This window comes from Sulfuricaulis limicola, assembly GCF_002355735.1.
Classification (GTDB): Bacteria; Pseudomonadota; Gammaproteobacteria; order Acidiferrobacterales; family Sulfurifustaceae; genus Sulfuricaulis; species Sulfuricaulis limicola.
In genome coordinates this window covers 798,794-823,872 of record NZ_AP014879.1, presented here as the reverse complement: position 1 = coordinate 823,872, position 25,079 = coordinate 798,794, and the positions used below count along the sequence as shown (strand labels likewise).

The 25,079-nt window shown below is 61.6% G+C and carries 29 protein-coding genes; 11 read left to right on the top strand and 18 right to left on the bottom strand.

Going from position 1 to position 25,079, the window contains the following annotated elements; genetic code table 11:
• The first annotated feature begins 113 nt into the window (after nucleotides 1-113).
• Together SCL_RS04060 and SCL_RS04055 are read left to right on the top strand one after the other, a co-directional pair.
• Nucleotides 114-878, top strand: a complete 765-nt coding sequence (locus tag SCL_RS04060) for a fumarylacetoacetate hydrolase family protein (protein ID WP_096360038.1) — start codon at nucleotides 114-116, stop codon at nucleotides 876-878.
• 143 nt (nucleotides 879-1,021) lie between these two features.
• Nucleotides 1,022-2,032 carry a 2-dehydropantoate 2-reductase gene (locus tag SCL_RS04055; RefSeq protein ID WP_096360037.1) on the top strand — a complete coding sequence of 337 codons (1,011 nt, stop codon included), beginning with the start codon at nucleotides 1,022-1,024 and terminating at the stop codon, nucleotides 2,030-2,032.
• Between the two features lie 60 nt (nucleotides 2,033-2,092).
• On the opposite strand, the gene SCL_RS04050 is transcribed toward SCL_RS04055, so the two are convergent.
• From SCL_RS04050 to SCL_RS14230, 6 genes are all read right to left on the bottom strand, one after another.
• Entirely contained in the window at nucleotides 2,093-2,554 is a 462-nt protein-coding gene (locus SCL_RS04050; protein WP_096361831.1) for a c-type cytochrome, read from the bottom strand.
• A gap of 140 nt (nucleotides 2,555-2,694) precedes the next feature.
• Nucleotides 2,695-3,201, bottom strand: a complete 507-nt coding sequence (locus tag SCL_RS04045; RefSeq protein WP_420823635.1) for a hypothetical protein — start codon at nucleotides 3,199-3,201, stop codon at nucleotides 2,695-2,697.
• A gap of 307 nt (nucleotides 3,202-3,508) precedes the next feature.
• Nucleotides 3,509-3,856, bottom strand: a complete 348-nt coding sequence (locus SCL_RS04040) for a GFA family protein (RefSeq protein WP_096360035.1) — start codon at nucleotides 3,854-3,856, stop codon at nucleotides 3,509-3,511.
• Between the two features lie 29 nt (nucleotides 3,857-3,885).
• Nucleotides 3,886-4,164: an Lrp/AsnC family transcriptional regulator gene (locus tag SCL_RS04035; protein ID WP_096360034.1), complete on the bottom strand. Its 279-nt coding sequence runs from the start codon at nucleotides 4,162-4,164 to the stop codon at nucleotides 3,886-3,888.
• 61 nt (nucleotides 4,165-4,225) lie between these two features.
• Complete coding sequence (locus SCL_RS04030) at nucleotides 4,226-4,915, bottom strand: VIT1/CCC1 transporter family protein (protein ID WP_096360033.1); 690 nt, start codon at nucleotides 4,913-4,915, stop codon at nucleotides 4,226-4,228.
• Between the two features lie 80 nt (nucleotides 4,916-4,995).
• On the bottom strand, nucleotides 4,996-5,352 hold the full coding sequence (locus tag SCL_RS14230) for a hypothetical protein (protein WP_172425914.1): 357 nt from the start codon (nucleotides 5,350-5,352) through the stop codon (nucleotides 4,996-4,998).
• Between the two features lie 158 nt (nucleotides 5,353-5,510).
• Between SCL_RS14230 and SCL_RS04020 the strand changes: the two genes are divergently transcribed.
• Nucleotides 5,511-6,368 carry a methylated-DNA--[protein]-cysteine S-methyltransferase gene (locus tag SCL_RS04020; RefSeq protein WP_096360032.1) on the top strand — a complete coding sequence of 286 codons (858 nt, stop codon included), beginning with the start codon at nucleotides 5,511-5,513 and terminating at the stop codon, nucleotides 6,366-6,368.
• 511 nt (nucleotides 6,369-6,879) lie between these two features.
• On the opposite strand, the gene SCL_RS04015 is transcribed toward SCL_RS04020, so the two are convergent.
• From SCL_RS04015 to apbC, 3 genes are all read right to left on the bottom strand, one after another.
• Nucleotides 6,880-7,548, bottom strand: a complete 669-nt coding sequence (locus tag SCL_RS04015) for a hypothetical protein (RefSeq protein ID WP_148664971.1) — start codon at nucleotides 7,546-7,548, stop codon at nucleotides 6,880-6,882.
• Nucleotides 7,549-7,878: 330 nt separating this feature from the next.
• Nucleotides 7,879-8,445: a dCTP deaminase gene (gene dcd / locus SCL_RS04010; RefSeq protein WP_096360030.1), complete on the bottom strand. Its 567-nt coding sequence runs from the start codon at nucleotides 8,443-8,445 to the stop codon at nucleotides 7,879-7,881.
• A 105-nt stretch (nucleotides 8,446-8,550) separates the two neighbouring features.
• Nucleotides 8,551-9,642, bottom strand: a complete 1,092-nt coding sequence (gene apbC / locus SCL_RS04005; RefSeq protein ID WP_096360029.1) for an iron-sulfur cluster carrier protein ApbC — start codon at nucleotides 9,640-9,642, stop codon at nucleotides 8,551-8,553.
• Between the two features lie 157 nt (nucleotides 9,643-9,799).
• Here apbC and metG point away from each other — a divergent pair, with 157 nt between their 5' ends.
• Both metG and SCL_RS03995 read left to right on the top strand, forming a co-directional pair.
• The gene (gene metG / locus SCL_RS04000; RefSeq protein WP_096360028.1) at nucleotides 9,800-11,860 is read left to right on the top strand and encodes a methionine--tRNA ligase; all 2,061 of its coding nucleotides are present in this window, start codon (nucleotides 9,800-9,802) and stop codon (nucleotides 11,858-11,860) included.
• Between the two features lie 122 nt (nucleotides 11,861-11,982).
• Nucleotides 11,983-12,540, top strand: coding sequence for a Tll0287-like domain-containing protein (locus SCL_RS03995; protein ID WP_096360027.1), 558 nt, complete (start codon nucleotides 11,983-11,985; stop codon nucleotides 12,538-12,540).
• A gap of 218 nt (nucleotides 12,541-12,758) precedes the next feature.
• Here the strand turns inward: SCL_RS03995 and SCL_RS03990 are convergent, their stop codons facing one another.
• Nucleotides 12,759-13,235 (bottom strand): methyltransferase family protein, encoded by a 477-nt coding sequence (locus SCL_RS03990; protein WP_172425913.1) that lies wholly within the window; start codon nucleotides 13,233-13,235, stop codon nucleotides 12,759-12,761.
• A gap of 77 nt (nucleotides 13,236-13,312) precedes the next feature.
• On the opposite strand from SCL_RS03990, the gene SCL_RS03985 reads away from it, so the two are divergent.
• The 6 genes from SCL_RS03985 (at nucleotide 13,313) to arsS (ending at nucleotide 17,744) form a co-directional block, all read left to right on the top strand.
• Nucleotides 13,313-13,966 carry an RnfABCDGE type electron transport complex subunit B gene (locus SCL_RS03985; RefSeq protein ID WP_096360025.1) on the top strand — a complete coding sequence of 218 codons (654 nt, stop codon included), beginning with the start codon at nucleotides 13,313-13,315 and terminating at the stop codon, nucleotides 13,964-13,966.
• Between the two features lie 8 nt (nucleotides 13,967-13,974).
• Nucleotides 13,975-14,607 (top strand): endonuclease III, encoded by a 633-nt coding sequence (gene nth, locus SCL_RS03980; protein WP_096360024.1) that lies wholly within the window; start codon nucleotides 13,975-13,977, stop codon nucleotides 14,605-14,607.
• Nucleotides 14,604-15,722: an FIST C-terminal domain-containing protein gene (locus tag SCL_RS03975; RefSeq protein WP_096360023.1), complete on the top strand. Its 1,119-nt coding sequence runs from the start codon at nucleotides 14,604-14,606 to the stop codon at nucleotides 15,720-15,722. The genes nth and SCL_RS03975 overlap by 4 nt, the downstream gene beginning before the upstream one ends.
• Before the next feature lie 2 nt (nucleotides 15,723-15,724).
• A complete protein-coding gene (locus SCL_RS03970) occupies nucleotides 15,725-16,162 on the top strand; it encodes a DUF1841 family protein (protein ID WP_096360022.1) in 438 nt (145 codons plus the stop codon).
• 120 nt (nucleotides 16,163-16,282) lie between these two features.
• A complete protein-coding gene (locus tag SCL_RS03965; RefSeq protein WP_096360021.1) occupies nucleotides 16,283-16,735 on the top strand; it encodes a DoxX family protein in 453 nt (150 codons plus the stop codon).
• Between the two features lie 19 nt (nucleotides 16,736-16,754).
• Nucleotides 16,755-17,744, top strand: coding sequence for an arsenosugar biosynthesis radical SAM (seleno)protein ArsS (arsS, locus tag SCL_RS03960; RefSeq protein ID WP_096360020.1), 990 nt, complete (start codon nucleotides 16,755-16,757; stop codon nucleotides 17,742-17,744).
• 149 nt (nucleotides 17,745-17,893) lie between these two features.
• Here the strand turns inward: arsS and SCL_RS03955 are convergent, their stop codons facing one another.
• The 8 genes from SCL_RS03955 to aceF form a co-directional block, all read right to left on the bottom strand.
• A complete protein-coding gene (locus SCL_RS03955; RefSeq protein WP_096360019.1) occupies nucleotides 17,894-18,520 on the bottom strand; it encodes a TIGR04282 family arsenosugar biosynthesis glycosyltransferase in 627 nt (208 codons plus the stop codon).
• A gap of 67 nt (nucleotides 18,521-18,587) precedes the next feature.
• Nucleotides 18,588-19,295, bottom strand: a complete 708-nt coding sequence (locus tag SCL_RS03950) for a TIGR04283 family arsenosugar biosynthesis glycosyltransferase (protein ID WP_096360018.1) — start codon at nucleotides 19,293-19,295, stop codon at nucleotides 18,588-18,590.
• 129 nt (nucleotides 19,296-19,424) lie between these two features.
• Nucleotides 19,425-19,664 (bottom strand): RND transporter, encoded by a 240-nt coding sequence (locus SCL_RS03945; protein ID WP_096360017.1) that lies wholly within the window; start codon nucleotides 19,662-19,664, stop codon nucleotides 19,425-19,427.
• A gap of 2 nt (nucleotides 19,665-19,666) precedes the next feature.
• Nucleotides 19,667-20,065, bottom strand: coding sequence for a lactoylglutathione lyase (gene gloA / locus SCL_RS03940; RefSeq protein ID WP_096360016.1), 399 nt, complete (start codon nucleotides 20,063-20,065; stop codon nucleotides 19,667-19,669).
• A gap of 21 nt (nucleotides 20,066-20,086) precedes the next feature.
• Nucleotides 20,087-20,395, bottom strand: a complete 309-nt coding sequence (gene ppnP / locus SCL_RS03935; RefSeq protein WP_096360015.1) for a pyrimidine/purine nucleoside phosphorylase — start codon at nucleotides 20,393-20,395, stop codon at nucleotides 20,087-20,089.
• On the bottom strand, nucleotides 20,392-21,612 hold the full coding sequence (locus tag SCL_RS03930; RefSeq protein WP_096360014.1) for an argininosuccinate synthase: 1,221 nt from the start codon (nucleotides 21,610-21,612) through the stop codon (nucleotides 20,392-20,394). The genes ppnP and SCL_RS03930 overlap by 4 nt, the downstream gene beginning before the upstream one ends.
• A gap of 103 nt (nucleotides 21,613-21,715) precedes the next feature.
• The gene (gene lpdA / locus SCL_RS03925; protein WP_096361829.1) at nucleotides 21,716-23,563 is read right to left on the bottom strand and encodes a dihydrolipoyl dehydrogenase; all 1,848 of its coding nucleotides are present in this window, start codon (nucleotides 23,561-23,563) and stop codon (nucleotides 21,716-21,718) included.
• Between the two features lie 34 nt (nucleotides 23,564-23,597).
• Nucleotides 23,598-25,076, bottom strand: coding sequence for a dihydrolipoyllysine-residue acetyltransferase (gene aceF / locus SCL_RS03920; protein WP_096360013.1), 1,479 nt, complete (start codon nucleotides 25,074-25,076; stop codon nucleotides 23,598-23,600).
• Nucleotides 25,077-25,079 lie beyond the last annotated feature (3 nt).

The window sequence follows — 25,079 nt, the reverse complement described above, 5'->3', positions numbered from 1 at the left end:
TTCATCTTGTGGAAACCCGATGCGGCTGGCGACACGCGGCGCCAGAAGGTAGCATACATACCTCGATCCGCGACCATAATGGATCGCCACGATAACACGGCGGAGGAGGCTTTATGCACTGGATACGTTTCGAGCGCGGCGGACAGACCGGATTCGGAACATTGCGCGATGGCGTAATCCAGGTCCACGAAGGCGACATGTTCGCCGGGGCGCGCGCGACGAACGCCACCGTGCCGCTGGCCGAGGTCACGCTGCTCACGCCCTGCGTGCCAACCAAGATGATCGCGCTGTGGAACAATTTTCACGCGCTCGCCGCCAAACTGAACCTCACGGCACCACCCGAACCGCTCTATCTGCTCAAGGCGCCGAATTCCTTTCTCGCTGGCGGCCAGACTATCCGCGTGCCGGCGTCCTATACCGGCAAGGTGGTGTACGAAGGCGAACTCGGAGTCGTGATCGGCCAGCGCGCCTCGAACGTTTCCGAGGCCGACGCCGCGAAATATATCTTCGGCTACACCTGCTCCAACGACGTCACCGCCGCCGAAATCCTCCAGAAAGACCCGACCTTCGCCCAGTGGACGCGCGCCAAGGGCTTCGACACTTTCGGCGTGTTCGGCCCGGTCATTGCCACCGGCCTGGACCCGCTCACGCTCAGCGTGAAAACCCTGCTGGACGGCAAGGAGCGCCAGAATTACCCGGTAAGCGACATGATCTTCAAGCCGGCGCAGATCGTGAGCCTGATCTCGCGCGACATGACGCTGTACCCGGGCGATGTCATTTCCTGCGGCACGTCCGTGGGCGTCGGCTCGATGAAACCGGGCAGCAAGATCGAGGTCGTTATCGACGGCATCGGCACGCTGTCCAACGAATATAAGTAAGAGTCTCTGGTATATAAATTTTGAACCGCCAAGACGCCAAGGTCGCCAAGAAGAAAAACTTTCATGAATAGAAAACTTGGCGTTCTTGGCGTCTTGGCGGTTAACTGCTTTTTTTGATGCTAAATGATTTGGAGGATTGATCCATGAAGATCTGCATCGTCGGCGCCGGCGCCATCGGCGGCTTGCTGGGCGCAAAGCTCGCGCTCGCGGGCGAGGAAGTCACACTGATCGCGCGCGGCGCGCATCTCGAGGCCATGCAAAAGAACGGTCTGAAGCTGATCGAGGAAGATGGCTCCGAGCACGTGGCGAAAAACGTCAAGGCGACCAGCCGGATCGCCGAGGCCGGCAAGCAGGACGTGGTGATCCTGGCGCTCAAGGCGCACCAGGTCGAACCGATCGCGAAGGAGATCCCGGCCCTGTTCCACGACCAGACCGCGGTGGTCACGACCCAGAACGGCATTCCCTGGTGGTATTTCCAGAAGCACGGCGGCGAGTTCGAGGGCCGGCGCGTCGAGACCGTGGACCCGCATGGCAACCTCATGGCCAGTATCGAGGTCGAGCGCATCCTCGGCTGCGTGGTCTATCCCGCCGCCGAAATCGTCTCCCCCGGCGTGATCAAGCTGATCGAGGGCAACCGCTTCCCGGTGGGCGAGTTGGACGGTTCCGAAAGCGAGCGCGTTAAGAACATCACCGCGACCTTTACCAAGGCCGGTTTCAAATCACCGATATTGAAAGATATCCGCGCGGAGATCTGGCTCAAGCTGTGGGGCAACCTGAGTTTTAATCCCATCAGCGCCCTGACCCACTCCACGCTGGTGGACATCTGCCAGTTCCCGCTGACGCGCCAGCTGGCCGCCGACATGATGACCGAGGCGCAGACCATCGCGCACAAGCTCAATATCGAATTCCGCGTGTCGCTGGAGAAGCGCATCGCCGGCGCCGAGAAGGTCGGCAAACACAAGACCTCCATGCTGCAGGACATCGAGATCGGCCGCGCCATCGAGATCGACGCCCTGGTCGGCGCCGTGATCGAGCTGGGCAAGCTCACCAATACGCCCACGCCGCATATCGACGCGGTCTATGCCTGCGTCAAGCTGCTGGCGAAAACGCTCGGCGAGGAAAAAGGCAAGCTGAAAATAGAAAAAATCAGCTGATTCTCAATACGGGACAGACCACGGTTTTAAGAAAAACCGGAGTCTGTCCCTCGAACTCCATCACTTCGACTGCGACACCATGTAGTCGACCGCCGCCATCACGTCCGCGTCGCTCAAAGTAGTGTTTCCACCCTTGGCCGGCATCATGCCGGCCTTGCCCTGAAAGCCCTTGAGAGAGTGCATGTGCAGTGTGTCCATGCCTTGGGCGATGCGCGGGGCCCATGCCGCCTTGTCACCCAGCTTGGGCGCACCCGCCACACCCGCGGCATGACAGGCGAAACAGGTTTGCTTGTAGGTGGCTTCACCCTTGGCGAGGTTGCCACCGCCAGCCGCGGGAGCGGCTGGCGCGGCGGCAGGCGCCGCCGCTTGCGGGGCCGGGGCTGGAGTTGGCGCTGCCGCTTCGGGAGCGGGAGTCGGTGTCACCGTTTGTGGCGCGGGCGGCACGGCAGGCGCGGGCGGTTGCTGCTTGCCACAGGCAACCAGGAACGGAAGGATCAATAACGAAAGCAGCATTGGTTTCATCATGGGAACTTCTCCTTTTTGAAACAGTTGATTGGTACTCCAGATGATCCTTTTGAGCAAACGTGCGCCACCGACTGCAAAAGGGGTGGAGAAATTTATTATTAATTGCTCCACCCCTCCCCTCTCACTCTTATCTGCGCTTACTTCACCGGCGCCATCAGATGCTGATAGGGCGTGCCGGCCCACATCACGTAGGGGACTTTCGTGTCGGGATCCGCGCTCTTCGGATATTGGTCGTAGAAGCCCGGATCGGCGCCAACGACCATTACGTGCGGTCCGGTCTTGATCCAGTGATTTTTCGCATCGGGTTTGGTCGCGTAGGGATCGGTGTTGCTGGCGTCGGTCCCGCCCGCGAGCATGTACATGAAACCGATCTTGCCGGCAGCCGGGGTCTTGTGCCCGATCCACGCGTGGGCCCAGTCCAGGGCGTTCTTGTCCATGCACATGGGATCGGGGCCGGGCGTTGCCGGGTTGTCCGGCATGCAGGTGAAGCCGTTCTTTCCTTCCCGCAGCGTGCGCATTTTTCCATCCGCTTCCATGGCCACGATGGTAGCGCCCTTCGCAACCTTGGCCGGCGCCGCGGACATGGCGCTCGCGATCAGTTGCTTGTCAGTGGGGGCCTTCTTCCCCGCCGCCTGGACACTCATCGTCAGCAATAAAGATGATGCGAACATTATCAAACTGCACACAACTTTGTTTGGTGTTTGCATGGAGGTCTCCTTGAAGTCGAGTGGTTATTATTCACATGCCATCATGGTCAAATAAACAGCCTATGGGTATCAGGCTTTTTTCGCTGTTTTCCTGATTTCACCATGTTCAGATTCTTCTTAACTCCGGAAAAATTCAAGGCCCGCGAAAAGGGCTCATGCTGCATGGCGAATCGACGCCCGGTATTAGCCCGGACTGACGATCAGGCTGGTATCGGGCGGAAGGCCGGGATGGGCGTGGCGCGCTCTAAAGACTGCGACCGTCGAAGTGGCCCACCTTGAGCGGCGCCAGATCGACGCCGTCCAGGCAGCGGGCGTTGACGGCCACCATGTATTTGCCGGTCGGGGACATGCCCTCGCCAAACGGCGCGCACCCGCACCGAGGGCAGAAACGGTGTTTGATCAGATGTTTGTTGAATGTGTAGGTGGCAAAGTTTTCCTCGGGCGTAAGCAGGCGAAAATTCTCGCGCGGCACAAACCAGTGCAGCGCGCCGCGCTTGCTGCAAATCGAGCAATTGCACTCCATGACCTTTTCAAGGTCACCCTCGGCCTCGAAGGCGATCCGGCCGCAGTGGCAGCTGCCTTGGTAAATCATTGACTCACTCCTGTGCGTGCCCGGGCCATCTATCCCGAACCAATGGAAAACATGGATTCCAGATCATGCTTCGAGTAGGTACGGAAGGCGAGCATGGTTTCGCTGTCCACGATGCCGTCGAGCTTGAGCATCGCCCCGGTCACAAGATCCGACAACGTCTCATTGTCTTTGGTTCTGACAATCGCTATCAGGTCATAGCGCCCGCTCACCGAGTAAACCTCGGTGATGCCCTTCATGCCGGAAAGTTGCGAGGCGATATCGTTCACCTTCCTGCGGTCCACCTTCAGAGCCACGATTGCCGTAACCATTGCCTATCCTCCTTGCTGTTCCGAAAAACCGGGAGCTGACTCAAATTCACCCTGTTTTACCTCAAGCCGCTACCCCAAACAAAGCCCCCACTCCGGCTGTCAACGCCATGGCCAAGGCGCCCCAGAAGGTCACCCGCACGGCAGCGGTCATCACCGAAGCGCCGCCGGCGCGCCCGGCCAGGGAACCCAACAGCGCGAGAAACAGGAGCGAACTGCCCGACACCACCCACATGAGCGCCGTTACCGGCACCAAAAGAACAACCAGCAGGGGCAAGGCGGCGCCCACCGCAAAAGTGGCGGCCGAGGCCAAGGCGGCCTGGACCGGTCGTGCGGTCAACGTATCGGATATGCCCAGCTCGTCGCGCGCATGCGCGCCAAGCGCGTCATGCGCCGTCAACTGGGTGGCGACCTGGGAAGCCAGTTCTGCATCAAGTCCGCGTTTAACGTAAATAGCGGTTAGCTCCGCATGCTCGTGTTTGGGATCGGCAGCCAGCTCCTGCCGCTCCCGATCCAGATCGGCATTCTCGGTGTCGGCCTGCGAACTCACCGAAACATACTCGCCGGCGGCCATGGACATCGCTCCGGCGACAAGTCCGGCAACACCCGCGATCAGGATGCTCTTTGAGCTCGCGCCCGCCGCCGCCACGCCCAGGACGAGGCTGGCGGTGGAAACAATACCGTCATTGGCACCGAGAACCGCTGCACGGAGCCATCCGATGCGGTGTGTCCTGTGGCCTTCAACGTGTCTCATGCAGTCCTTTCTTTTTCGGGATGCGCTCGGCGACGCCCAGCGGACGGAACCAACGGTTGAATGATACGTCAGTAAACCACTCAATTGGACCCGCGTTCCTGCGCCCAATGAAACCGGTGCAGCACCCGGTGAACCACGGGCGCCAGCATGATACCCATCACGGCAATGAATACCAATCCTGCATACAGCGCATAAATACCCGCGAAAAGCTTCCCCGGCTCGCTCAGACCATCCGTCTTGACGGGCCCCATTCCGCCGAGAAGCATCGCCGAGTTCAGGAACGCGTCGAGCCATGACATACGCTCGTAGTGACGATAGCCAATCATGCCGATAAACAACGAGATCGCGACCACGACCTGCGCCACGAAAACATGCCCGACCATCCGCAGAAAAAACCTGCCCGTGGGAATGGGTGGCTTGTGGTGTGGCTCGTACATGAGTCGCGTTTTGGTTCCCTGGTTGATTTAACAGCCTGTTTAACGATATACCTCTGATAAGGCCCGGGGAACCCCCACCAAAAAATGATCCTGCCCTTTGACGATACACCGCAAGAATCGGGTTGTCTGCGCCGGTCTGCCCGGCTTATTCTGCGCCCATGGACAGGATCAATGGCCACTCGCGGCGCGCCACGGATTACGAGCGTATCGAACGCGCGATCCAGTATCTGGAAGCGAACTACCGGCGCCAGCCGGATCTGAAGGAGCTGGCGCGTAGCGCGGGGCTGAGCGAATTTCATTTCCAGCGGCTGTTCCGGCGCTGGGCCGGCATCAGCCCCAAGCGCTTCGTGCAATATCTCACCGCCGGGCACGCGGTCCGCCTGTTGCGCGAATCACGCAGCAATCTGGACGCAGCCTTTGATGCCGGGCTGTCCGGGAGCGGCCGCCTGCACGACCTGCTGGTGAATTTCCACGCCGTGACGCCCGGCGAGCTGAAACGTGATGGCGCGGGGCTAACGATTCAATACGGCTTTCACCCCAGCCCGTTCGGGGAATGCCTGATCGCCGTGACCGCGCGCGGCATCTGCCATCTCGGTTTCGTGCCACCGGAGGGCCGGCATGCCGCGCTGGCGGAACTGACGGCCGAATGGCCGCGGGCGCGCACAGAGGAAGCGTCGCGCACGACGGCCGCGATTGCGCGCCGGCTGTTTACGCGCGGCAACGGCCGTTCACCGGAGATCGATCTACACGTGCCCGGGACGAATTTCCAGATCAAGGTGTGGGAGGCGCTGTTGCGGATTCCGCCGGGGAGCGTGGCATCTTACGAAGACATCGCCCGCCGCATCCGCGCGCCGCGCGCGGTGCGGGCCGTGGCCAACGCCGTGGCGCACAACCCGGTGGCCTGGCTGATCCCCTGCCATCGCGTGATCCGCAAGAGCGGCGCGCTCGGTGGTTATCGCTGGGGGGAAACGAGGAAAAAAGTTCTGCTCGCGTGGGAGGCGGGGAAGATGGGTTAACGATTCGCGTCAGCGGCGCGCCGCTTTTGCGCGTCCGTCTCGAAGCGTGAGTTAGCCATTCTGTTCATTTCTTTGTCGAAGGCGGCTTAGGGCACCATAAGCAATAAATAGGAGAGCTGCTACAAATACTACCTCCTCGGGCCACGCGTAGTAGTTTCCTGGTATTTGATCCGATGCATAGTAGTCGTATGCATCCGCACCAATTGCCAACACTCCCGCAGGAGCTACGAGCAGCAACAGCTTGGCGGATGTGTAACTAGCTTTACTAAAGCTCCCTGCAAGTATTCCGCTGATGCCGGATATGGTCGGAGTAATTGCGAAGATTCCAAAAAACAATTGTCCGAACAAATGCACTATGCCCATAAATACGCAGATGACGCGAGATATTGTTATTGCGGTGTGCATTCTTATGTTGTCTAACGTTTTTCTGTGCCGCGCTGGCCACGGAAACACCAGGAAACACGGCGCGCTGTCCCCGGCGTCGGCACGAGCAAAGAGTTAAGTAGCATGCTCACCCCTCAAGCCACCACATTGTGGGGCGAGAAAAAGGAAACCGAGATGCAATGCGATCCGCGACCTCAGCGACGGACTTAGCAACCTTGGCTATCCAATGGACTGGAAAATGGATATGCCGATCAGGATCGTTCATCCAGTTGCCGTAGCTGATTTCATCGTCTTCTGTTGCGGCGATAGCCCATGAATCAGCCTTTTTCCCGGGACGATACTCGTGCACAAAACCGGAGCGCACTTCCTCATAAAAGACGCCAGCATAGGAAAAACGCCGGATCTCCTTAAGACTCAAACTAGAACATAGCGATAGGATCTCCGCTTCCGTTCTGTCTACGTCATTTCCCGTAAGCATCCGAGTTTTCTGATAATCCATGAACTTCTTTCGCAAGGCGTCAGCTTCGGTGATTTTGTTATCGTCACGGAGACGTCCAATCAATAGTGGAACGCTTATGCGAGTTGGATTTAGTTTCGCATCGCAGTAGTCCTTGATTATTTCGACAAAACGCATCTTGTCGATTCCGCTCCCGGGCCATGCTTCGGCTGCCATTGCACTTATGGCCGCAGAAAGGATGATAACGCCCTCGGCATAAGAGCCGCCGCACTCACCGGCGCATAAACGAAGCGCAGTATCTATTTTCTTCGCCACCCAATCGCAGCGTGAGAAAGTCATGTTTGGGTTGCTACTTAACGATGATTAGAGGACATATTGACAGTAATTAACATTAACACCGCTCCCGGCATTTTTATTTTCAATGACTTGCGGCTGATGGGTCCGGATATAGGTTGCAGGATTGCAAGATAACATGCAAGAAACCGTCAAATCGTCCCATAACATGATGCTTGCGGAGTGGGGCGTGGGGTGGGGGTGTTACGGCTGGGCGCCTGATGCCCGTGGCGGAATACATCCGGCGCAATACGCTTCGCTATTGCGCCCTACCTGTACTACGTGCTGCGGGCTTGAGGAATGGCGCGTGATACGCGCCCTACAAGTGATACAGCATCAAATCTTCGGCAGCGTCACGCCCTGCTGGCCCTGATACTTCCCGCCGCGATCCTTGTAGGAAGTCTCGCAAACCTCGTCGCCGCCGATGAAGAGCACCTGCGCCACGCCTTCGTTGGCGTAGATTTTCGCGGGCAGCGGCGTGGTGTTGGAGAATTCCAGGGTGACATGTCCTTCCCACTCCGGCTCCAAAGGTGTCACGTTGACAATAATCCCGCAGCGCGCATAGGTGCTCTTGCCGAGGCAGATGGTGAGCACGTCGCGCGGGATGCGGAAATACTCGACGGTGCGCGCCAGCGCGAAGGAATTCGGCGGGATGATGCAGACCTCGCCCTTGAAGTCCACGAAGCTGTTCGGATCGAACCGTTTGGGATCGACGATGGTGGAATTGATGTTGGTGAAAATCTTGAATTCGTCCGAACAGCGGACGTCGTAGCCGTAGCTGGAGGTGCCGTAGGAAACGATGGGGCCGTTATTGTTGCGCTTGATCTGGTTCGGCTCGAACGGCTCGATCATGCCGTGGCTCGCCGCCATGCGACGAATCCATTTGTCTGATTTGATTCCCATAAGAAGGCGCTATTTCACCGCAAAGACGCAAAGGACGCAAAGGTTTTAAGAGTTAACTTAAACCTGCATTTCTTTGCGCTCTTCGCGCCTTTGCGGTGAGTGTTTTTATGTATTCTGGATGACGATGCTCGGGAACTTGGCCGAGAAGTCCTTCTTTTTCAGCGACAGCTTGGCGGCCACGCGGCGGGCGATGTCGCGGTAGATCTGCGAGATGCGGCACTCGGGATCGGCCACCACCGTGGGCTTGCCGGAGTCGGTCTCCACGCGGATGCGCATGTCGAGCGGGAGCGCGCCGAGGAAATCCACGTCATTCTGCTCGGACATCCTCTGGCCGCCACCCTCGCCGAAAATATGCTCCTCGTGCCCGCACTTGCTGCAGATATGCGTGCTCATGTTCTCGATCACGCCGAGCACCGGGATGTCCACCTTCTCGAACATCTTGAGGCCCTTGCGCGCGTCCAGCAGCGCGATGTCCTGCGGCGTGGTGACGATGATGGCGCCGGTGACCGGCACCTTCTGTGCCAGCGTCAGCTGCACGTCGCCGGTGCCTGGCGGCAGGTCGATCACGAGGTAATCGAGGTCCTGCCAGTTGGTGTCGCGCAGCAGCTGTTCCAGCGCCTGCGTCACCATCGGGCCGCGCCAGATCATCGGCGTTTCCTCGTCCACCAGGTAGCCGATGGACATGGACTGCAGGTGATAGCTCATGATCGGCTCGAGCGACTTGCCGTCCTTGGATTCGGGCTTCATCTTCGAACCAAGCATGGTCGGCTGGCTCGGACCATAGATGTCGGCATCGAGAATGCCGACGCTGGCGCCTTCCGCGGAAAGCGCCAGTGCCAGGTTCACCGCCACGGTGGACTTGCCGACGCCGCCCTTGCCGGAGGCCACGGCGATGATGTTCCGCACGCCTTCGATGGGCTTCACGCCCTTCTGCACGCCGTGAGCGACGATCTTGGAGGAAAAGTTGATCGCGACGTCCTTGACGCCGGCGATGGCCGCGACTTTTTCCTTTAGTTTGGCGCCGAGATCGGCGATATAGCCCTTGGCCGGGTAACCCAGCTCGATGTCGACGGTCACTTTGCCGCCGTCGGTGGTGATTTTCTTCACCGCCTTGGCCGCCACCAGGTCCTGCTCGAGATAGGGATCGATCACCGCCTTGAGCGCGGTTTCAACTTGCTGCTGGGATACGTCCGCCATGTAAGCTAACTCCGGATTCGGTCTGTCAGGGGGCGCACATGCTACACCGCGGACCGAAAAAAGTCATGGCCGGGGGCGGCGTAAAGCTGTGAATTCCCTTATGATACCGGGGTTAAACTAATGATGCCGCCCGCCACGTTATGGTGGCGGCGATTTTATGCCCGACAAGAAACGCAAAATCCTCGTCACCAGCGCCCTGCCCTACGCCAACGGCCCGCTCCACCTCGGGCATCTCGTGGAATACATCCAGACCGACATCTGGGTACGGTTCCAGAACATGCGCGGGCACGAGTGTTACTACGTCTGCGCCGACGACACCCATGGCACGCCGGTGATGCTGCGCGCCCAGCAGGAAGGCATGACGCCGGAAAAACTCATCGCGCGCATGGGCGAGGAGCATCAGCGCGACTTCGCCGACTTCGGCATCGGCTTCGACAACTACTATTCCACGCACTCGGACGAGAACCGCGAGCTGGTCACGGAAATCTATAAACGATTATCCAGGGCCGGGCATATCACCAAGCGCACCATCAAGCAGGCCTACGATCCGGTCAAGAACATGTTCCTGCCGGATCGCTTCATCAAGGGCACCTGCCCGCGCTGCAACACGCCGGACCAGTACGGCGACTCCTGCGAGAACTGCGGCGCGACCTACTCGCCGACCGAACTGAAAAACCCGGTCTCGGCGCTGTCCGGCGTGCCGCCGGTGGAGAAGGACTCGGAACATTACTTTTTCAAACTCGGCGATTTCGAGTCCTGGCTGCGCGAGTGGCTGCACCCGGACATCACCCAGGCGCGCCACGTCCAGCCCGAGGTCGCCAACAAGCTGACCGAGTGGTTCGACGCCGGGTTGAAGGACTGGGACATCTCGCGTGACGCGCCCTATTTCGGCTTCGAGATCCCGGACGCGCCGGGGAAATATTTCTACGTCTGGCTCGACGCGCCCGTGGGCTACATGGCGAGCTTCAAGAACCTGTGCGCGAGGAAAGGACTCAAGTTCGACGACTTCTGGGGGAAGGATAGTCAAGCCGAGTTGTATCATTTCATCGGCAAGGACATCCTGTATTTTCACACGCTGTTCTGGCCGGCCATGCTGCACGGCGCGGGCTATCGCACGCCGACGTCGGTGTTCGCGCACGGCTTCCTGACCATCAACGGCACCAAGATGTCCAAGTCGCGCGGCACGTTCATTACCGCGCGTTCCTATCTCAATCACCTTCACCCGCAATACCTGCGTTATTACTTCGCCGCCAAGCTGAACGGCCGGGTCGAGGATATCGATCTCAATTTCGGCGACTTCACGGCGCGCATCAACAGCAACCTGATAGGCAAGTACGTGAACATCGCCTCGCGTGCCGCCGGTTTCATCACCGAGCGCTTTGCCGGAAAGCTGGGCAAGGAAGCGGTCAACAGGGAATTGTTGCTTGAAACCCAGAACGCCGCCGAGGCCATCGCGGCATGCTATGAGAACCGCGATTATGCCGAAGCGGTGCGCCTGATCATGGCGCTGGCGGACAAGGCCAACGCCTTCGTCGACGACCGCAAGCCCTGGCTCATGGCCAAGGACCCGGCGCAGAATGAACATCTGCAACAGGTCTGTACCACCAGCCTCAACCTGTTCCGGCTGCTGACGATTTATCTCCAGCCGATCCTGCCGCGCATGGCGCAGGATGTCGCGACATTCTTTAATATACCGCCGCTCGCCTGGGCCGACGCCAAAACGCTGCTCACCGATCACACCATCAACCCGTACCAGCATCTGGCCACGCGCGTGGACCCGAAGAGCATTCCCGCGCTACTCGATGAAGCCCACAAGGACATGAAGACCATGGCCGATAAAACCTCCGAAACCCTCACCGAAACCAGCGACCTCGCGCGCCACCCGCTCCTGCCCGAAATCAGTTACGACGACTTCGCCAAGGTGGATCTGCGCATCGCGCGCATCGTGAAGGCCAGCCACGTGGAAGGCGCGGACAAACTGCTGGAACTGACGGTCGATCTCGACGGCCTCACCCGCACCGTGTTCGCCGGCATCAAGGAGGCGTACAAGCCGGAAGATCTCGAAGGACGGCTCACCGTGATCGTGGCCAACCTGGCACCGCGCAAGATGAAATTCGGCATGTCCGAAGGCATGGTGCTGGCCGCCGGTCCCGGCAAAAAGGATTTATGGATTCTCTCGCCGGATGGCGGCGCCAAACCGGGAATGCGGGTCAAATAACCCGCCAGTTTGCCACTGGCTGCGGCCTTGTGACGCAGTCAGCGCGTTTGATGCACGTCAAACAGTCCCGCCCCGCGTCCCGGTATCTTCGTCGCCTCGTCCCGAAGCCACCGAGGTGTCGCATGAAAAATCTTTACGTTTGTATTCTGACTGGCGCGCTGCTGTCCGCTTCCGCCTGGGCGGATGACAATGCCGCGCGCGTCGAGGCCAGCCGCAATGCCGTGAAGGAACTTCAGGGCGCGCTGGTCACCGAGCTGCGGGCCGCCATGAAGGCGGGCGGGCCGGTCAACGCCATCGAGGTCTGCCACAAACGGGCCGCGGAGATTGCCGCCGGCATTTCCGCGAAACACGGCTGGAAGGTCGGCCGCACCAGCCTGAAGTACCGCAACCCGGGCAACGCGCCCGATGCCTGGGAGAAGCAGGTGCTGCAGGATTTCGAGAAGCGCAAGGCGGCGGGCGAAGACGCGGCGAAACTCGAACACCACGAGATCGTCGGCAAGGAATTCCGCTACATGAAGGCGCTGCCGGTTCCGGCCGACATGCCCTGCCTCAAGTGCCACGGCGAGCAGCTCGATCCGGCGGTGCAGGCCCGGCTCAAGGAACTGTATCCGGGCGACAAGGCCACCGGCTACAAAACCGGCGACCTGCGCGGCGCCGTCACCATCCGCCAGTCGCTCTGATTGGAATCCGTCTCAAAAATACCCATGTAGGTTGGGTTGAGCGAAGCGAAACCCAACAAACCGCTGGGTTATGACGCGACCCTCTCCCCTTACCCTCTCCCGCTCGCGCGGGAGAGGGGGGTTGGTGATACGGCGATATTAATGTTGGCGCCTGACCCAACCTGCATGGAAATCATTTTTGAGATAGCTTCTAGTAACGTCGCAATGCAATCCCCGGCTCAATACACCCCGGGGATGAATTTTTTCACGCGTCGCGCGTAGTCGCCGTAGTCCCGGTATTTTTCCCGCAGCCAGTTTTCCTCGTAGGCGGCCTTGCGATCGAAAAAGATCGCGAGCGCCAGCACCGGCAGCATGCCGATCCCGCACAGCCACCACAAAGTCCAGCCCAGGCTGGCCAGGATCACGCCAGTGTAGATGGGATGACGCATTAATCGGAAAGCGCCTTGACGGTGCAACGTCACACCATCGAGCGGCCGGGGGAAAGGCGTCAGAGCATCGCCAAGGCTCACAAAGCCCCAGATAATCAGCGCGCCACCCGCCACCGTGACCAGTGCGCCCAACCACGCCAGCGGATGCAGCGGAATGATCTGTCCGGCACCGAAGCGGATGGGAACAATGAATGCCAACAGCATCAGCGGCACCTGGGCCAATACCCATATTCCGCCACGAGACACGAACGAATTATTCCGCCACATGCGCCTGAAATTCCGGTTTGGCAGCGCACGGTAACGCTTGTTGCCTGAGGCGTAAAGCGCGGCCATACTCTTCGGCCATGCGCCCGACCGTTACCATTGACCAGATCGACGCGTGCCTGCCACAGACGCAGTGTACCCAATGCGGCTACCCGCGCTGCCGCGTCTATGCCGAAGCACTCGCCGCCGGTTCCGCCAGCATCAACCAGTGCCCCCCGGGCGGCGATGTCACCATCGAGGCGCTGAGTGCGCTGCTGCATGCCACGCCGCAACCGCTCGACCCGCGTTTCGGTTCGCACCAGCCGCGGATGCGCGCCGTGATCGACGAAACCCTGTGCATCGGCTGCCGCAAGTGCATTGATGCCTGTCCCGTGGATGCCATCATCGGCGCACGCAAGCTGATGCACACGGTCATCGCCCGTGAGTGCACCGGCTGCGAGCTGTGCCTGCCGCCCTGCCCCGTGGATTGCATCGCGATGATACCGGTTGGCTTGACGTCCGGCGGCGGGCCCTGGCCGGAGTATCCGCAAGCGGATACCGCGCGCTGGCGGGCTCGGACTGAAAAACGCCTGGAACGTCTGGCGCGCAACAAACAGCTGCGCCGGAAAAAAACCGCGAAGATTGCCGGATCAACGACGACTCTCCCCAACGATCGGGAAAAAATTCGCGCTGAAATACGGGCGGCGATTGAGCGGGTCAGGTTGAAAAGAAAATCCGGCGGATCCAAAGCCTGATACTCATCATGAGCCCGGCCAAACGCAAAGAAATATTCGCGCGCCTCAAAAAGGCCAACCCGCGTCCGACCACGGAACTGAAATACCAGACACCGTTCGAGCTGCTTGTGTCGGTCATTCTTTCGGCGCAGGCCACGGACAAGAGCGTCAACAAGGCCACGGCGGAGCTGTTCAAGGTCGCGCGCACGCCGCAACAAATTCTCGATCTGGGCGTGCGCGGCCTCAAGCGTTATATCCGGACCATCGGCCTGTACAACACCAAGGCTGCGAACATCCTCAAGACCTGCCGCCTCCTGATCGAAAAACATCGTAGCCGGGTTCCCGCCACGCGCGAGGAACTTCAGGCCCTGCCGGGCGTCGGACGCAAGACCGCCAATGTGATCCTCAACACCGCCTTCGGCCAGCCGACCATCGCCGTGGATACGCATATCTTCCGTGTGGCCAATCGCACCGGGCTGGCGCCCGGCAAGAACGTACTGGTGGTGGAGATGAAACTGCTCAAGGCCGTTCCGGAGGAATACCGCCACGATGCGCACCACTGGCTGATCCTGCACGGGCGTTACACCTGCCTCGCCCGCAAGCCGCGTTGCCCGGAGTGCGTCATCTATGATTTGTGCGAGTACAGAGCTAAAGTTAAATGATCATGGAACAGCGCTACGTCGCCACCGGCATGAGTCACGGGCATCGCGCCCTTCCCGAGCACGCGGAACAGGCGGTGAAGCGCGCGCTGGCGAAAGCCGGACTGGAACGCGCCAACGCCATCCTGCTGTTTCTCACCCCGGAGTACGCCGCCAATCCCGAACCCGCGTTGCGCGCCGCGGCGCGCGCCGGCGGCTGCCTGCAGGTGGTGGGCTGCACCGGCGCCGGCATCCTGACGGAAGCGGAATGGGTGCTGGACAGTCCCGGCGCCGCGGCCATGGTGCTGGGCGGCGACATGCAGCTGACAATCTCGCCCCAATCGAGCCGCAACGACGAGGACATGGTGCTGAGCCTGTGCACGCCCGCCGGGCTGACGGCGGACTGGCTCGACGTGCCGGCGCGGCGCTTCGGCGCGGTGTCGGGCGATCTTTTCGGCCACGGTCCGTTCAAGGTCTGGAGCGGCGCCCGCGTTTCGGACGCCGAACAGGTGGATGCCGTGCTGAGCGGCGTGCGCGGCGTGCTCGGCGCCTCGCAGGGCGTGCGCGCGCTGACCTCGCCCATCGAGGTAGCGGAAGTCCAGGGTTACGACATCAAGCGTCTCGGCAATTACCCGGCGCTCTCGGTGCTGGTGCAGTCGCTGCCGCCCGCGGTGCGCGAGATGGAACGCGTGCCGCTGCACCTGATCATGGGCGGCGTGACCATCGGCGATCCGGAGACAGCCATCCGCGAGGGACGTTATCGCCTCAATCATATCGTCGCCGCCAATCTGAACGACCAGTCCATCACGCTCTCGGAACGTCCGGCGCGCGGCGAACGCATTTTCTGGGCCATGCGTGATGCCCTGGTGGCCGAGCGCGACATGCTCGGCTGTATCACGCGCAGCACGCAGGAACTCGGAGCCGACCCGGATTTCGCCCTGCTGTTTCCGTGCATGGGGCGCGGACCGAATTTCTTCGGCAACCGCGATCGTGACCTGGACAACCTGCGCGCGCGCTTTCCTGGGCTGCCCATCATCGGCATGTACGGCAATGGCGAGATCGGACCGCTCGACGGCGCCAATCACCTGTTCCAGTATTCCGTCGTGCTCGGCCTGTTCAAGGCCGCCGCCGTCGCCTGACGATGCTGACCGGCCAGGACCGCGGGCAGACGCGCGAGGTTTTTTTCCGAGCCTGGCGAGCGCACCGCGAAGGCCGCCCGCTCGAAGGCGTGGAAAAGCTGATCGTGCAGGTCGCCCTGCGGCATCCCGAATATCACCCGGTGCTGGAACAATCCGAGGCGGCGCGTGAGCGCGATTATTTTCCGGAAGCGGGCGAGACCAACCCGTTCCTGCACCTGGGCATGCACATCGCCATCGAGGAACAACTCTCCATCGACCAGCCGCCGGGGATCCGCGGCGCTTACCAGAAACTCCTGAGCCGGCACCCGGATGAACACGCGGTCCAGCACCGTATGATGGAATGCCTCGGCGAGATGCTGTGGCAGGCGAACCGCCAGAAAACCGCGCCGCAGGAAACGGTGTATTTCGACTGCCTGCGTCGTTTGACTTCCGAAACATAGAACCAGCGGTCTTTCCGGGGAACGAACCGGTCGAAACTTTTACCGGGCCGCCGGGTCTGATTGGCCAATCCTTGTCCGACCGGCAATCACCGGCGCAAAAACAAACCGTCAGGAGAACCCATGGCACTGGCCCAAAGCACCGCACGACTGGTAGCGCCCGTCATCCGCTGGCTCGATTCCGTCAGTCCGCTTATCGATTTCACCGTGCGCTTCTGGGTCGCCAACGTCTTCTGGAAGTCCGGCATAGCCGCGCTGCACGACTGGCAATCCACGCTGGATCTCTTCACCTATGAATTCAAGGTCCCCCTGCTGGCGCCGCAAGCCGCAGCAATACTGGGCACGGGCGTCGAGCTGTTCTTTCCGGTATTGCTGGTCATCGGCCTGGCCACCCGCTTCAGCGCCGCGAGCCTGTTCATCTTCAACATCATCGCGGTCATTTCCTATCCCGGCCTCGGCGAGGCCGGGCTCAAGGATCATGTCTACTGGGGAATCCTGTTGATGGTGACTTTGCTGCACGGACCGGGCAAGATTTCGCTTGACCATTTCATCCGCCGGAAATGGATGAAATCGTAACCGGGAAAATCCGCCGCCCATGCCGCAAACCGCCGTAAAAATAAAAGCCGCATCCGGGCCGTCTTTCGACGGCTGTCTCGACCGGCATGGCCTGGGCCCGCTGAAGCGCGACCGGCTGCGCGAATTGCAGGTCAACGTCGGCCGCCTGTGCAACCAGGCCTGCCATCATTGCCATGTGGATGCCGGCCCCAAGCGCACCGAAATCATGGCCTGGGGCACCATGGAAAAGATCCTCGGCTGGGCCGAAACCGCCGGCATTTCGGCGGTGGACATCACCGGCGGCGCGCCCGAGATCAATCCGGATTTTCGCCGCTTCATCGATGGCTTCCTCGCGCAAGGCGCTCATGTCACCGTGCGTTGCAATCTCACGGTCCTGCTCGAAACCGGCCAGGAGGATTTGGCTGCGTGGTACGCGCAGCGCAAAATCCGCCTGGTCTGTTCCCTGCCCTGCTATACGCAAAAAAACGTGGACGCCCAGCGCGGCGATGGCGTGTTCGAAAAGAGCATCGAGGCCCTGCAACGCCTGAATGCCGCGGGTTACGGGCGCGACGCCACGCTGGCGCTGGACCTGGTGTACAACCCCGGCGGCGCGTTCCTGCCGGGCGCGCAGGAAAAACTGGAAGCCGATTACAAACAGCGGCTGCGAGAGGATTTCGGCGTCGTTTTCTCGCGCCTCATCACCATCACCAACCTGCCGATCAACCGTTTCGCGCATTTCCTCGAGCGCACCGGCCAGTTCGACAGCTACCTGCTACTGCTGGAGCAAAACTTCAACCCCGCGACGATTCCGGGTCTGATGTGCCGGCACTTAATAAGTGTTGACTGGCTCGGCCAGGTGTACGACTGCGATTTCAACCAGATGCTCGATCTGCCGCTGGGGGACAAACCTCATCGTCACCTGTGGGATATCGATATGAAGAGCCTGACCGATGAAGTGATTGCGGTGGACTCCCACTGCCTCGGCTGCACTGCCGGTGCCGGGAGCAGTTGCGGCGGCGCGCTGGCCTGATTACAAAACTGCCGTAACGGTTCCCAGCCGACTCGCAGGGTGTGCTGAGAGTAAGCGAAGCGCACCGTACAGGCCGTTCGCTGCGCAACGCTTCGCTTTTGCGCACCCTGCTGAAACTGACGGCCGCTCGCGACGGTTTTTGGCAGCTCCTACAAGAATTGCCGCAGCGGCTCGTATTTTTGCGCCACCAGCCAGAGATCGGCCGCCGTATCGATGTCGCGCAGCTTTTTCAACAGCTGAAACTCCATATCCAGCTTTTCGGCGCGCGCCAGCGTCGTCTCCAGAACCCGGTCGCTGCCCCAGGGCATTTCCTCAAACAACTCGGGTCGCGCCTCCTGCAAGCCGATGAAGTAATAACCGCCGTCATCGGTGGGCCCGAGAACATTCTTGCCGCGCGCCAGCCAGCTGTTGGCCTGATCGATCACATCCCAGCCGCAGTGCGGGACATCGCAACCCATGACGGCGGCGCTCCCCTTGCGGGCGATACCTGCGCGCAGCGCGTCCAGCATCTTGGCGCCGAGGTCGCCCTCCGCCTGTGGCACGAGCCGGATGTGAAAATCACTGGTGAGCCGGCGAAGCAGCAGGTGATCGGTCCCGGGCCAGACATACAGCATGACGTCGCCCGGCCAGGCGGAGACCGCCAGCTCGACCGTGGCGCGGATCATGAAGGCGGCGATCTCAGCCGCTTTTTCCGGGCTGTACTCCGGTTGCAGGCGGGTTTTGACCTCGCCGGCGATCGGCTGTCTGGCAAACAGCATCAGCTCGGGCTGGCTCATGAATAGCTCATGGCCCCACGCGCCCCTCCCCCAAGGGAGAGAGAGGGAATCGGTTCGCTGGCGCGATTCATAAGTTCGGATAATACCAGCGCGCCAGACGCGCGGGTGAAACACCCAACCAGTACAGGAAACGCAAGGTCCACATCATAAGAATCGTGCGGATAATTCCGTGTTTCTCCCAGCGCCGCGAGGAAGCGAGCACCGGACCGGGCAGGCATGCCGGCCGGCCGATCCATTTGAGGCGGGTGGAAAACTCGATGTCCTCCATCAGCGGCAACGACGCGTAACCACCCAGCATCTGATAAACATCGCGCCGCACGAAAATCGCCTGATCGCCGGTGGCGATCCCGGTGAAGCGCGAGCGCCAGTTCATCAGGCGCTCGATGACGCGAAACAGGAAATGCCGCCCGGACAGGCGAACGTCGAAACGGCCCCACGGGCGGCCGCCCTCGACCGCGTCGCGGATGTCGTCGGCCGCACCCGGAGGCAGGATGCTATCCGCGTGCAGAAACAACAGCACGTCCGCCTCCGCCGCCTGCGCGCCCGCGTGCATCTGCACCGCCCGCCCGCGCGCGCTCTGGATCAGGACCGGCACCGGCTGCGTGTCCGGCTCCTCGGGCGACATGAACTTGCAGACGGTCTCCACGCTGGCATCCGTGCTGCCCCCGTCCACCACGATGAGTTCATCGAAATGCTGATCCTCGATCAGCGCCAGCAGGAGCTCCTCCAGATGCGCGGCTTCATTCAGCACCGGCAGGATGACGGCTATTCTCATGACAGGACGAACGGAGCGAAAGCGCAGCGGATCATGGCTCGGATTCCAGGACAAGACGAACGCAGCGCAGCGTAGCAGGGCTGCCGTATCGGGAGCAGGAGAAACCGACGCAAGGCGCCGCAGCGCCGCTCAGGCGGAAGGGCCAGGCTTGTTTCCGGAACGCGCCATGCGGATGAGCCTCACGGCCAGCAACAGCGGCACGGAAGCATGCATAACGAGATCGAAGATATCGATGGGCCGCGACAGCGTGCCGTTGGCCAGCATCCTGAGCTTCTGCCACAGGTGCGGCTCCGGCATCAGCGGCGCCAGACCCAGAGCCAGCGCCGCGATCACCAGCGCGGTAAGCGGAATCTTGTCGATCCATTGCATGGTTATTTCGCGCCCTGCGTGCCCCGTTGGATGAGTTCGATCTTGTAACCGTCGGGATCTTCGACGAACGCAATCACGGTGCTGCCGTGCTTCATCGGCCCGGCCTCGCGCGTCACCTTGCCGCCGCGTTTTTTGATATCGTCGCAGGCCTTGTAGGCGTCATCGACTTCGAGCGCGATGTGGCCGAAGGCATTACCGAGATCGTATTTGTCGGTGCCCCAGTTGTAGGTCAGCTCGACCACGGCGTGCTCGGTCTCCGGACCATAACCGACGAACGCCAGCGTGAATTTCCCGTCCGGATAATCCTTGCGGCGCAACAGCTTCATCCCGAGTACGTCGGAATAGAATTTGATCGAGCGGTCAAGATCACCGACCCGGAGCATAGTGTGCAGGACGCGCATGGGACACCTCCGCAGAATTTTTCAGCCGAAATGGCAGATGTAATCGAGCAGATCGGTAACTTCGATTTCAAAGTGAGAGTTCCCGGGTACCGAGAAGCTCTGCCCCGCCTGGTAATCGCTCCAGCTTTGCTGGTCGGCCAGCTTCACGCGGCAGTGGCCCTGGGACAACTCCATCACCTCCGGGGCCTGGGTGCTGAAACGGTAGGTGCCGGGCAGCATCACGCCGAGCGTTTTCATCTCGCCTTCGGGCGTGATGATGGTGCGGCTGGTTACCTTGCCACCGTGGTAGACGTTAGCCCTGGTTTTGACTTCAACATTCTTGAAACTCATGTTTTGCCCCGCTTGCGCTTCGCGGCGATACGCATGCGCAACGCATTCAGCTTGATGAAACCCTCGGCATCCTTCTGGTTGTAGGCGCCCTTGTCTTCCTCGAACGTGGCGATGGTGGCGTCGAACAGGCTGTCGGAGTCCGATTTACGCCCGACCACGGTCACGTTGCCCTTGTAGAGCTTGAGCCGCACGACGCCATTCACCGTTGCCTGCGAGGCATTGATCATCTCCTGCAACATCCGGCGCTCGGGGCTCCACCAGTAGCCGTTGTAAATGAGCGAGGCGTAGCGCGGCATCAGGTCGTCCTTCAGGTGCGCGACCTCGCGATCCAGCGTGATGGACTCGATGGCGCGGTGCGCCTTGAGCATGATGGTCCCGCCCGGCGTTTCGTAGGCGCCGCGCGATTTCATGCCGACGTAGCGGTTCTCGACGATGTCGGTGCGGCCGATGCCGTTGGCGCCGCCGAGCTGGTTAAGCGTGGCGAGCACCGTGGCCGGCGACATGGCCTTGCCGTTGATGGCGGTGATATCGCCTTTCTTGTAAGTAAGTTCGATATAGGTCGCTTTATTCGGCGCCTTTTCGGGCGCCACCGTCCAGCGCCACATGGATGCTTCCGGCTCTTTCCACGGATCTTCCAGAATCCCGCCTTCGTAGGAGATGTGCAGCAGGTTGGCATCCATCGAGTACGGCGACTTCTTGCCGCGCTTCATCTCGACCGGAATGCCGCGCTTTTCGGCATAAGCCATGAGCTTCTCGCGTGACGTTAGATCCCACTCGCGCCACGGCGCGATGATGCGGATGTCGGGGCGCAGCGCGTAATAGCCGAGCTCGAAGCGCACCTGGTCGTTGCCCTTGCCGGTGGCGCCGTGCGACACGGCGTCGGCGCCGACCTTGTTGGCGATCTCGATCTGGCGCTTGGCGATCAGCGGCCGCGCGATGGAAGTACCGAGCAGGTATTCGCCCTCATATAGCGTGTTGGCGCGGAACATGGGGAACACGAAATCGCGCACGAACTCTTCCTTGAGGTCGTCGATGAAGATTTCCTTCACGCCCATCTTCTTCGCCTTGGCGCGCGCCGGCTCCAGCTCCTCGCCCTGCCCGATGTCGGCGGTAAAAGTCACCACCTCGCAGTCATAGGTGTCGCGCAGCCAAGTGAGGATGACGGAGGTATCGAGCCCGCCGGAGTACGCCAGAACGACTTTCTTTATTTTTGCCATGGTTCAACCACTGGAATGATCAGCAGGAAAGGCGGCATTGTAGCGGATTTTCCGGCGCGCCACCGTTCCGGCGGAGTCCGCGGGACGCCGCCGGGGAACCGGGCTAGCGCCGCTTCTGCGGCATCAGATCGGTACAGACCCCTTCGTACACCTCGGCCACCATGCCGACCGACTCACCGAGCGTGGGATGCGGGTGGATGGTCTTGCCGATATCCGCCGGGTCGCAACCCATTTCGATGGCGAGCGCGAGCTCGCTGATCAGGTCGCCGGCGTTCGTGCCCACAATGCCGCCGCCGATGACGCGATGGGTTTCTTCATCCACGATGATCTTGGTGAGGCCTTCGTCGCGGCCGTTGGCGATGGCGCGACCGGAGGCGACCCACGGGAACCTGGCCTTGCCGACCGCCCGGCCCTGCTTCTTCGCCTCGTCTTCGGTCACGCCCACCCAGGCGATCTCGGGATCGGTGTAGGCGACCGACGGGATCACCGCGGCATCAAAGAAGGACTTCTGCCCGGCGGCGGCCTCCGCCGCCACATGGCCCTCGTGCACCGCCTTGTGCGCCAGCATCGGCTGGCCGACGATGTCACCGATCGCGAAGATGTGCGGCACGTTGGTGCGCATTTGCTTGTCAACCTCGATGAAGCCGCGATCAGTGACCGCAATCCCCGCCTTCCCGGCGTCGATGTTCTTGCCGTTCGGCGCACGGCCGGCCGCGACCAGGACGAGGTCATAAACCTGCGGCTTGTCGGGCGCCTGCTCGCCCTCGAACGTGACCTTGATGACGTTTTTCGTTGCCTCGACCTTTGTGGTCCTGGTCTTCAGCATGATGCGGTCGAAGCGATGCGCATTCATCTTGTCCCACACGCGCACCAGATCGCGGTCGGCGCCAAGCATGAGCCCGTCCAGCATTTCGACCACGTCGATGCGGCAACCCAGCGCCGAATACACGGTCGCCATTTCGAGCCCGATGATGCCGCCGCCGATGACCAGCATCCTCTTCGGCACGGCCCGCAACTCGATCGCGCCGGTGGAATCGACGATGCGCGGGTCCTCGGGAATGAACGGAAGCTTCACGGACTGGGAGCCGGCGGCGATGATGGCATGGGCGAAGCGGATGATCTTCTTCTCGCCGGTCGGCGCCTTGCCTTCGCCCGCCGTCAGCGCGATCTCCATGTGATGCGGATCGATGAAACGTCCGATGCCGCGTATCACCTCGACCTTGCGGCCCTTGGCCATGATACCGATGCCGCCGACCAGCTTGCCGACCACCTTGTCCTTCCACGCGCGCAGCCTGGCGAGATCGAATTTGGGCGCGCCGAAACTGACGCCGTGCTCTACGAGTTTCTGCGCCTCCTCGGTCACGGCCGCGACATGCAGCAGCGCCTTCGAGGGAATGCAGCCGACGTTGAGGCACACCCCGCCGAGGGTCGCATAGCGCTCGACCAGCACCGTCTTCTTGCCGAGATCGGCGGCGCGAAACGCCGCCGAGTAGCCGCCGGGGCCGGCGCCGAGCACCAGCACTTCGCATTCGCCGTCGATCTTGCCGGTATACGTCGCCGCGCCCGGCAGCGGCCCGGTGCGTGGCGCCGGCGCGGGTTCCGCCGCGTGCACCTCGAACTTCGGCGCGGCGGCCGAAGCCGCCTTCGCCGGCGCCGCCGGCTCGGCCTTGGGTGCGGGTTGGGCGGGCGCGGGTGCCGCGGCGGCAACTTCCGCCGTCTCCAGCAGCAGGATCAGTGTTCCCTGCGCGACCTTGTCGCCGACCTTGAGTTTGACGTCCTTGACCAGGCCTCCGGCCGGGGACGGGACGTCCATGGTGGCCTTGTCGGATTCGAGGGTAATGAGCGGGTCTTCCGGCTTGATGGTATCGCCGGGTTTGACCATGACCTCGATGACGGCGACTTCCGTGAAGTCGCCGATGTCGGGGATTTTGACTTCCATCATATTAGGCATGGCATCCATCGCCACCGCGCGGTGGCCGGGTCAGTTAGCGTTTCTTCGATTTCTTTTTCGCCGCCTTTTTGGCGGCCTTGCGCGGCTTCGCCGTCTTCCCGCCGCGCTTCGGCGCTCCGGCCTCCGCCGCCTGCGCCAGCGACGCCAGCGCCTGGGTGAAGAAGGTGGTGAAGCGCGCGCCCGAGGCGCCGTCGATCACGCGGTGATCGTAAGACAGCGACAGCGGCAGCATGAGCCGCGGCGCGAAGCGCTTGCCGTCCCATTTCTGTTTCATCTCGGCGCGCGAGACGCCGAGAATGGCCACTTCCGGCGCGTTGATGATCGGCGTGAACAGCGTGCCGCCGATGCCGCCGAGGCTCGAGATCGAGAAACAGCCGCCCTGCATCTCCGGAAGCGTGAGCTTGCCTTCGCGCGCCTTGGCGGCGAGCTCGGCCGCCTCGCGCGCCAGCTCGAGCACGGATTTCCGGTCGGCGTTGCGAATCACCGGCACCACCAGGCCGTTCGGCGTGTCGGCGGCAAAACCGATGTGATAGTAATGCTTGATGATCAGGTTCTCGCCGTCAAGCGAGCTGTTGAACTCGGGAAATTTCTTGAGCGCCTCCACCGCGGCCTTGATGAGGAAGGCGAGCACGGTCACCTTGACGCCGTCCTTCTCGTGCGCCTTGTTGAGCGTCACGCGGTAACGTTCGAGCCCGGTGATGTCGGCCTCGTCGAACTGCGTGACATGCGGGATCATCACCCAGTTGCGCGCGAGGTTCGCGCCCGAGATCTTCCGGATGCGCGTCAGCGGCCGGGCCTCGATCGAGCCGAACTTGCTGAAATCGGTCTTCGGCCAGGGAATGATGTCGAGTCCGCCGCCGGCCGGCCGCGCGCCGGCCATCACCGCCTTGACGAAACCCTGCACGTCTTCTTTGGTGATGCGTCCCTTCGGACCGGTGCCCCGGACCTTGGCGACATCGACGCCCAGCTCACGCGCGAACGCACGCACCGACGGACTCGCGTGCGAACGCGTGCCGCCGATCACGGCCGCGACCATCTCCGCCGGCCCGGGCATCAACACCACCGGCGGCGGTGCGTTTACTTCCTCACCCTGACCGGGCGGCGGCGGCGAATCGGTGGCGAACCCGAATCCGGCCGCGCGCATCCCCGGTTCGGGAGCAGACGCTGTCGTCACCGGCGCGGGCGTCGCTCGAGATGGCGCCGTCGGTGCGGCGGCCGGCGGAGTCGCGGCGGCGGCAGGTTTCGCTGCCATCGCGGGCGCCGCGGCGGCTTCTGCCGTCTCCAGCAGCAGGATCAGCGTTCCCTGCGCGACCTTGTCGCCGACTTTGAGTTTGACGTCCTTGACCTTGCCGGCCGCCGGGGACGGGACGTCCATGGTGGCCTTGTCGGATTCGAGGGTAATGAGCGGGTCTTCCGGCTTGAGGGTATCGCCGGGTTTGACCATGACCTCGATGACGGCGACTTCCGTGAAGTCGCCGATGTCGGGGATTTTGACTTCCAGTGTTTTGGGCATTTT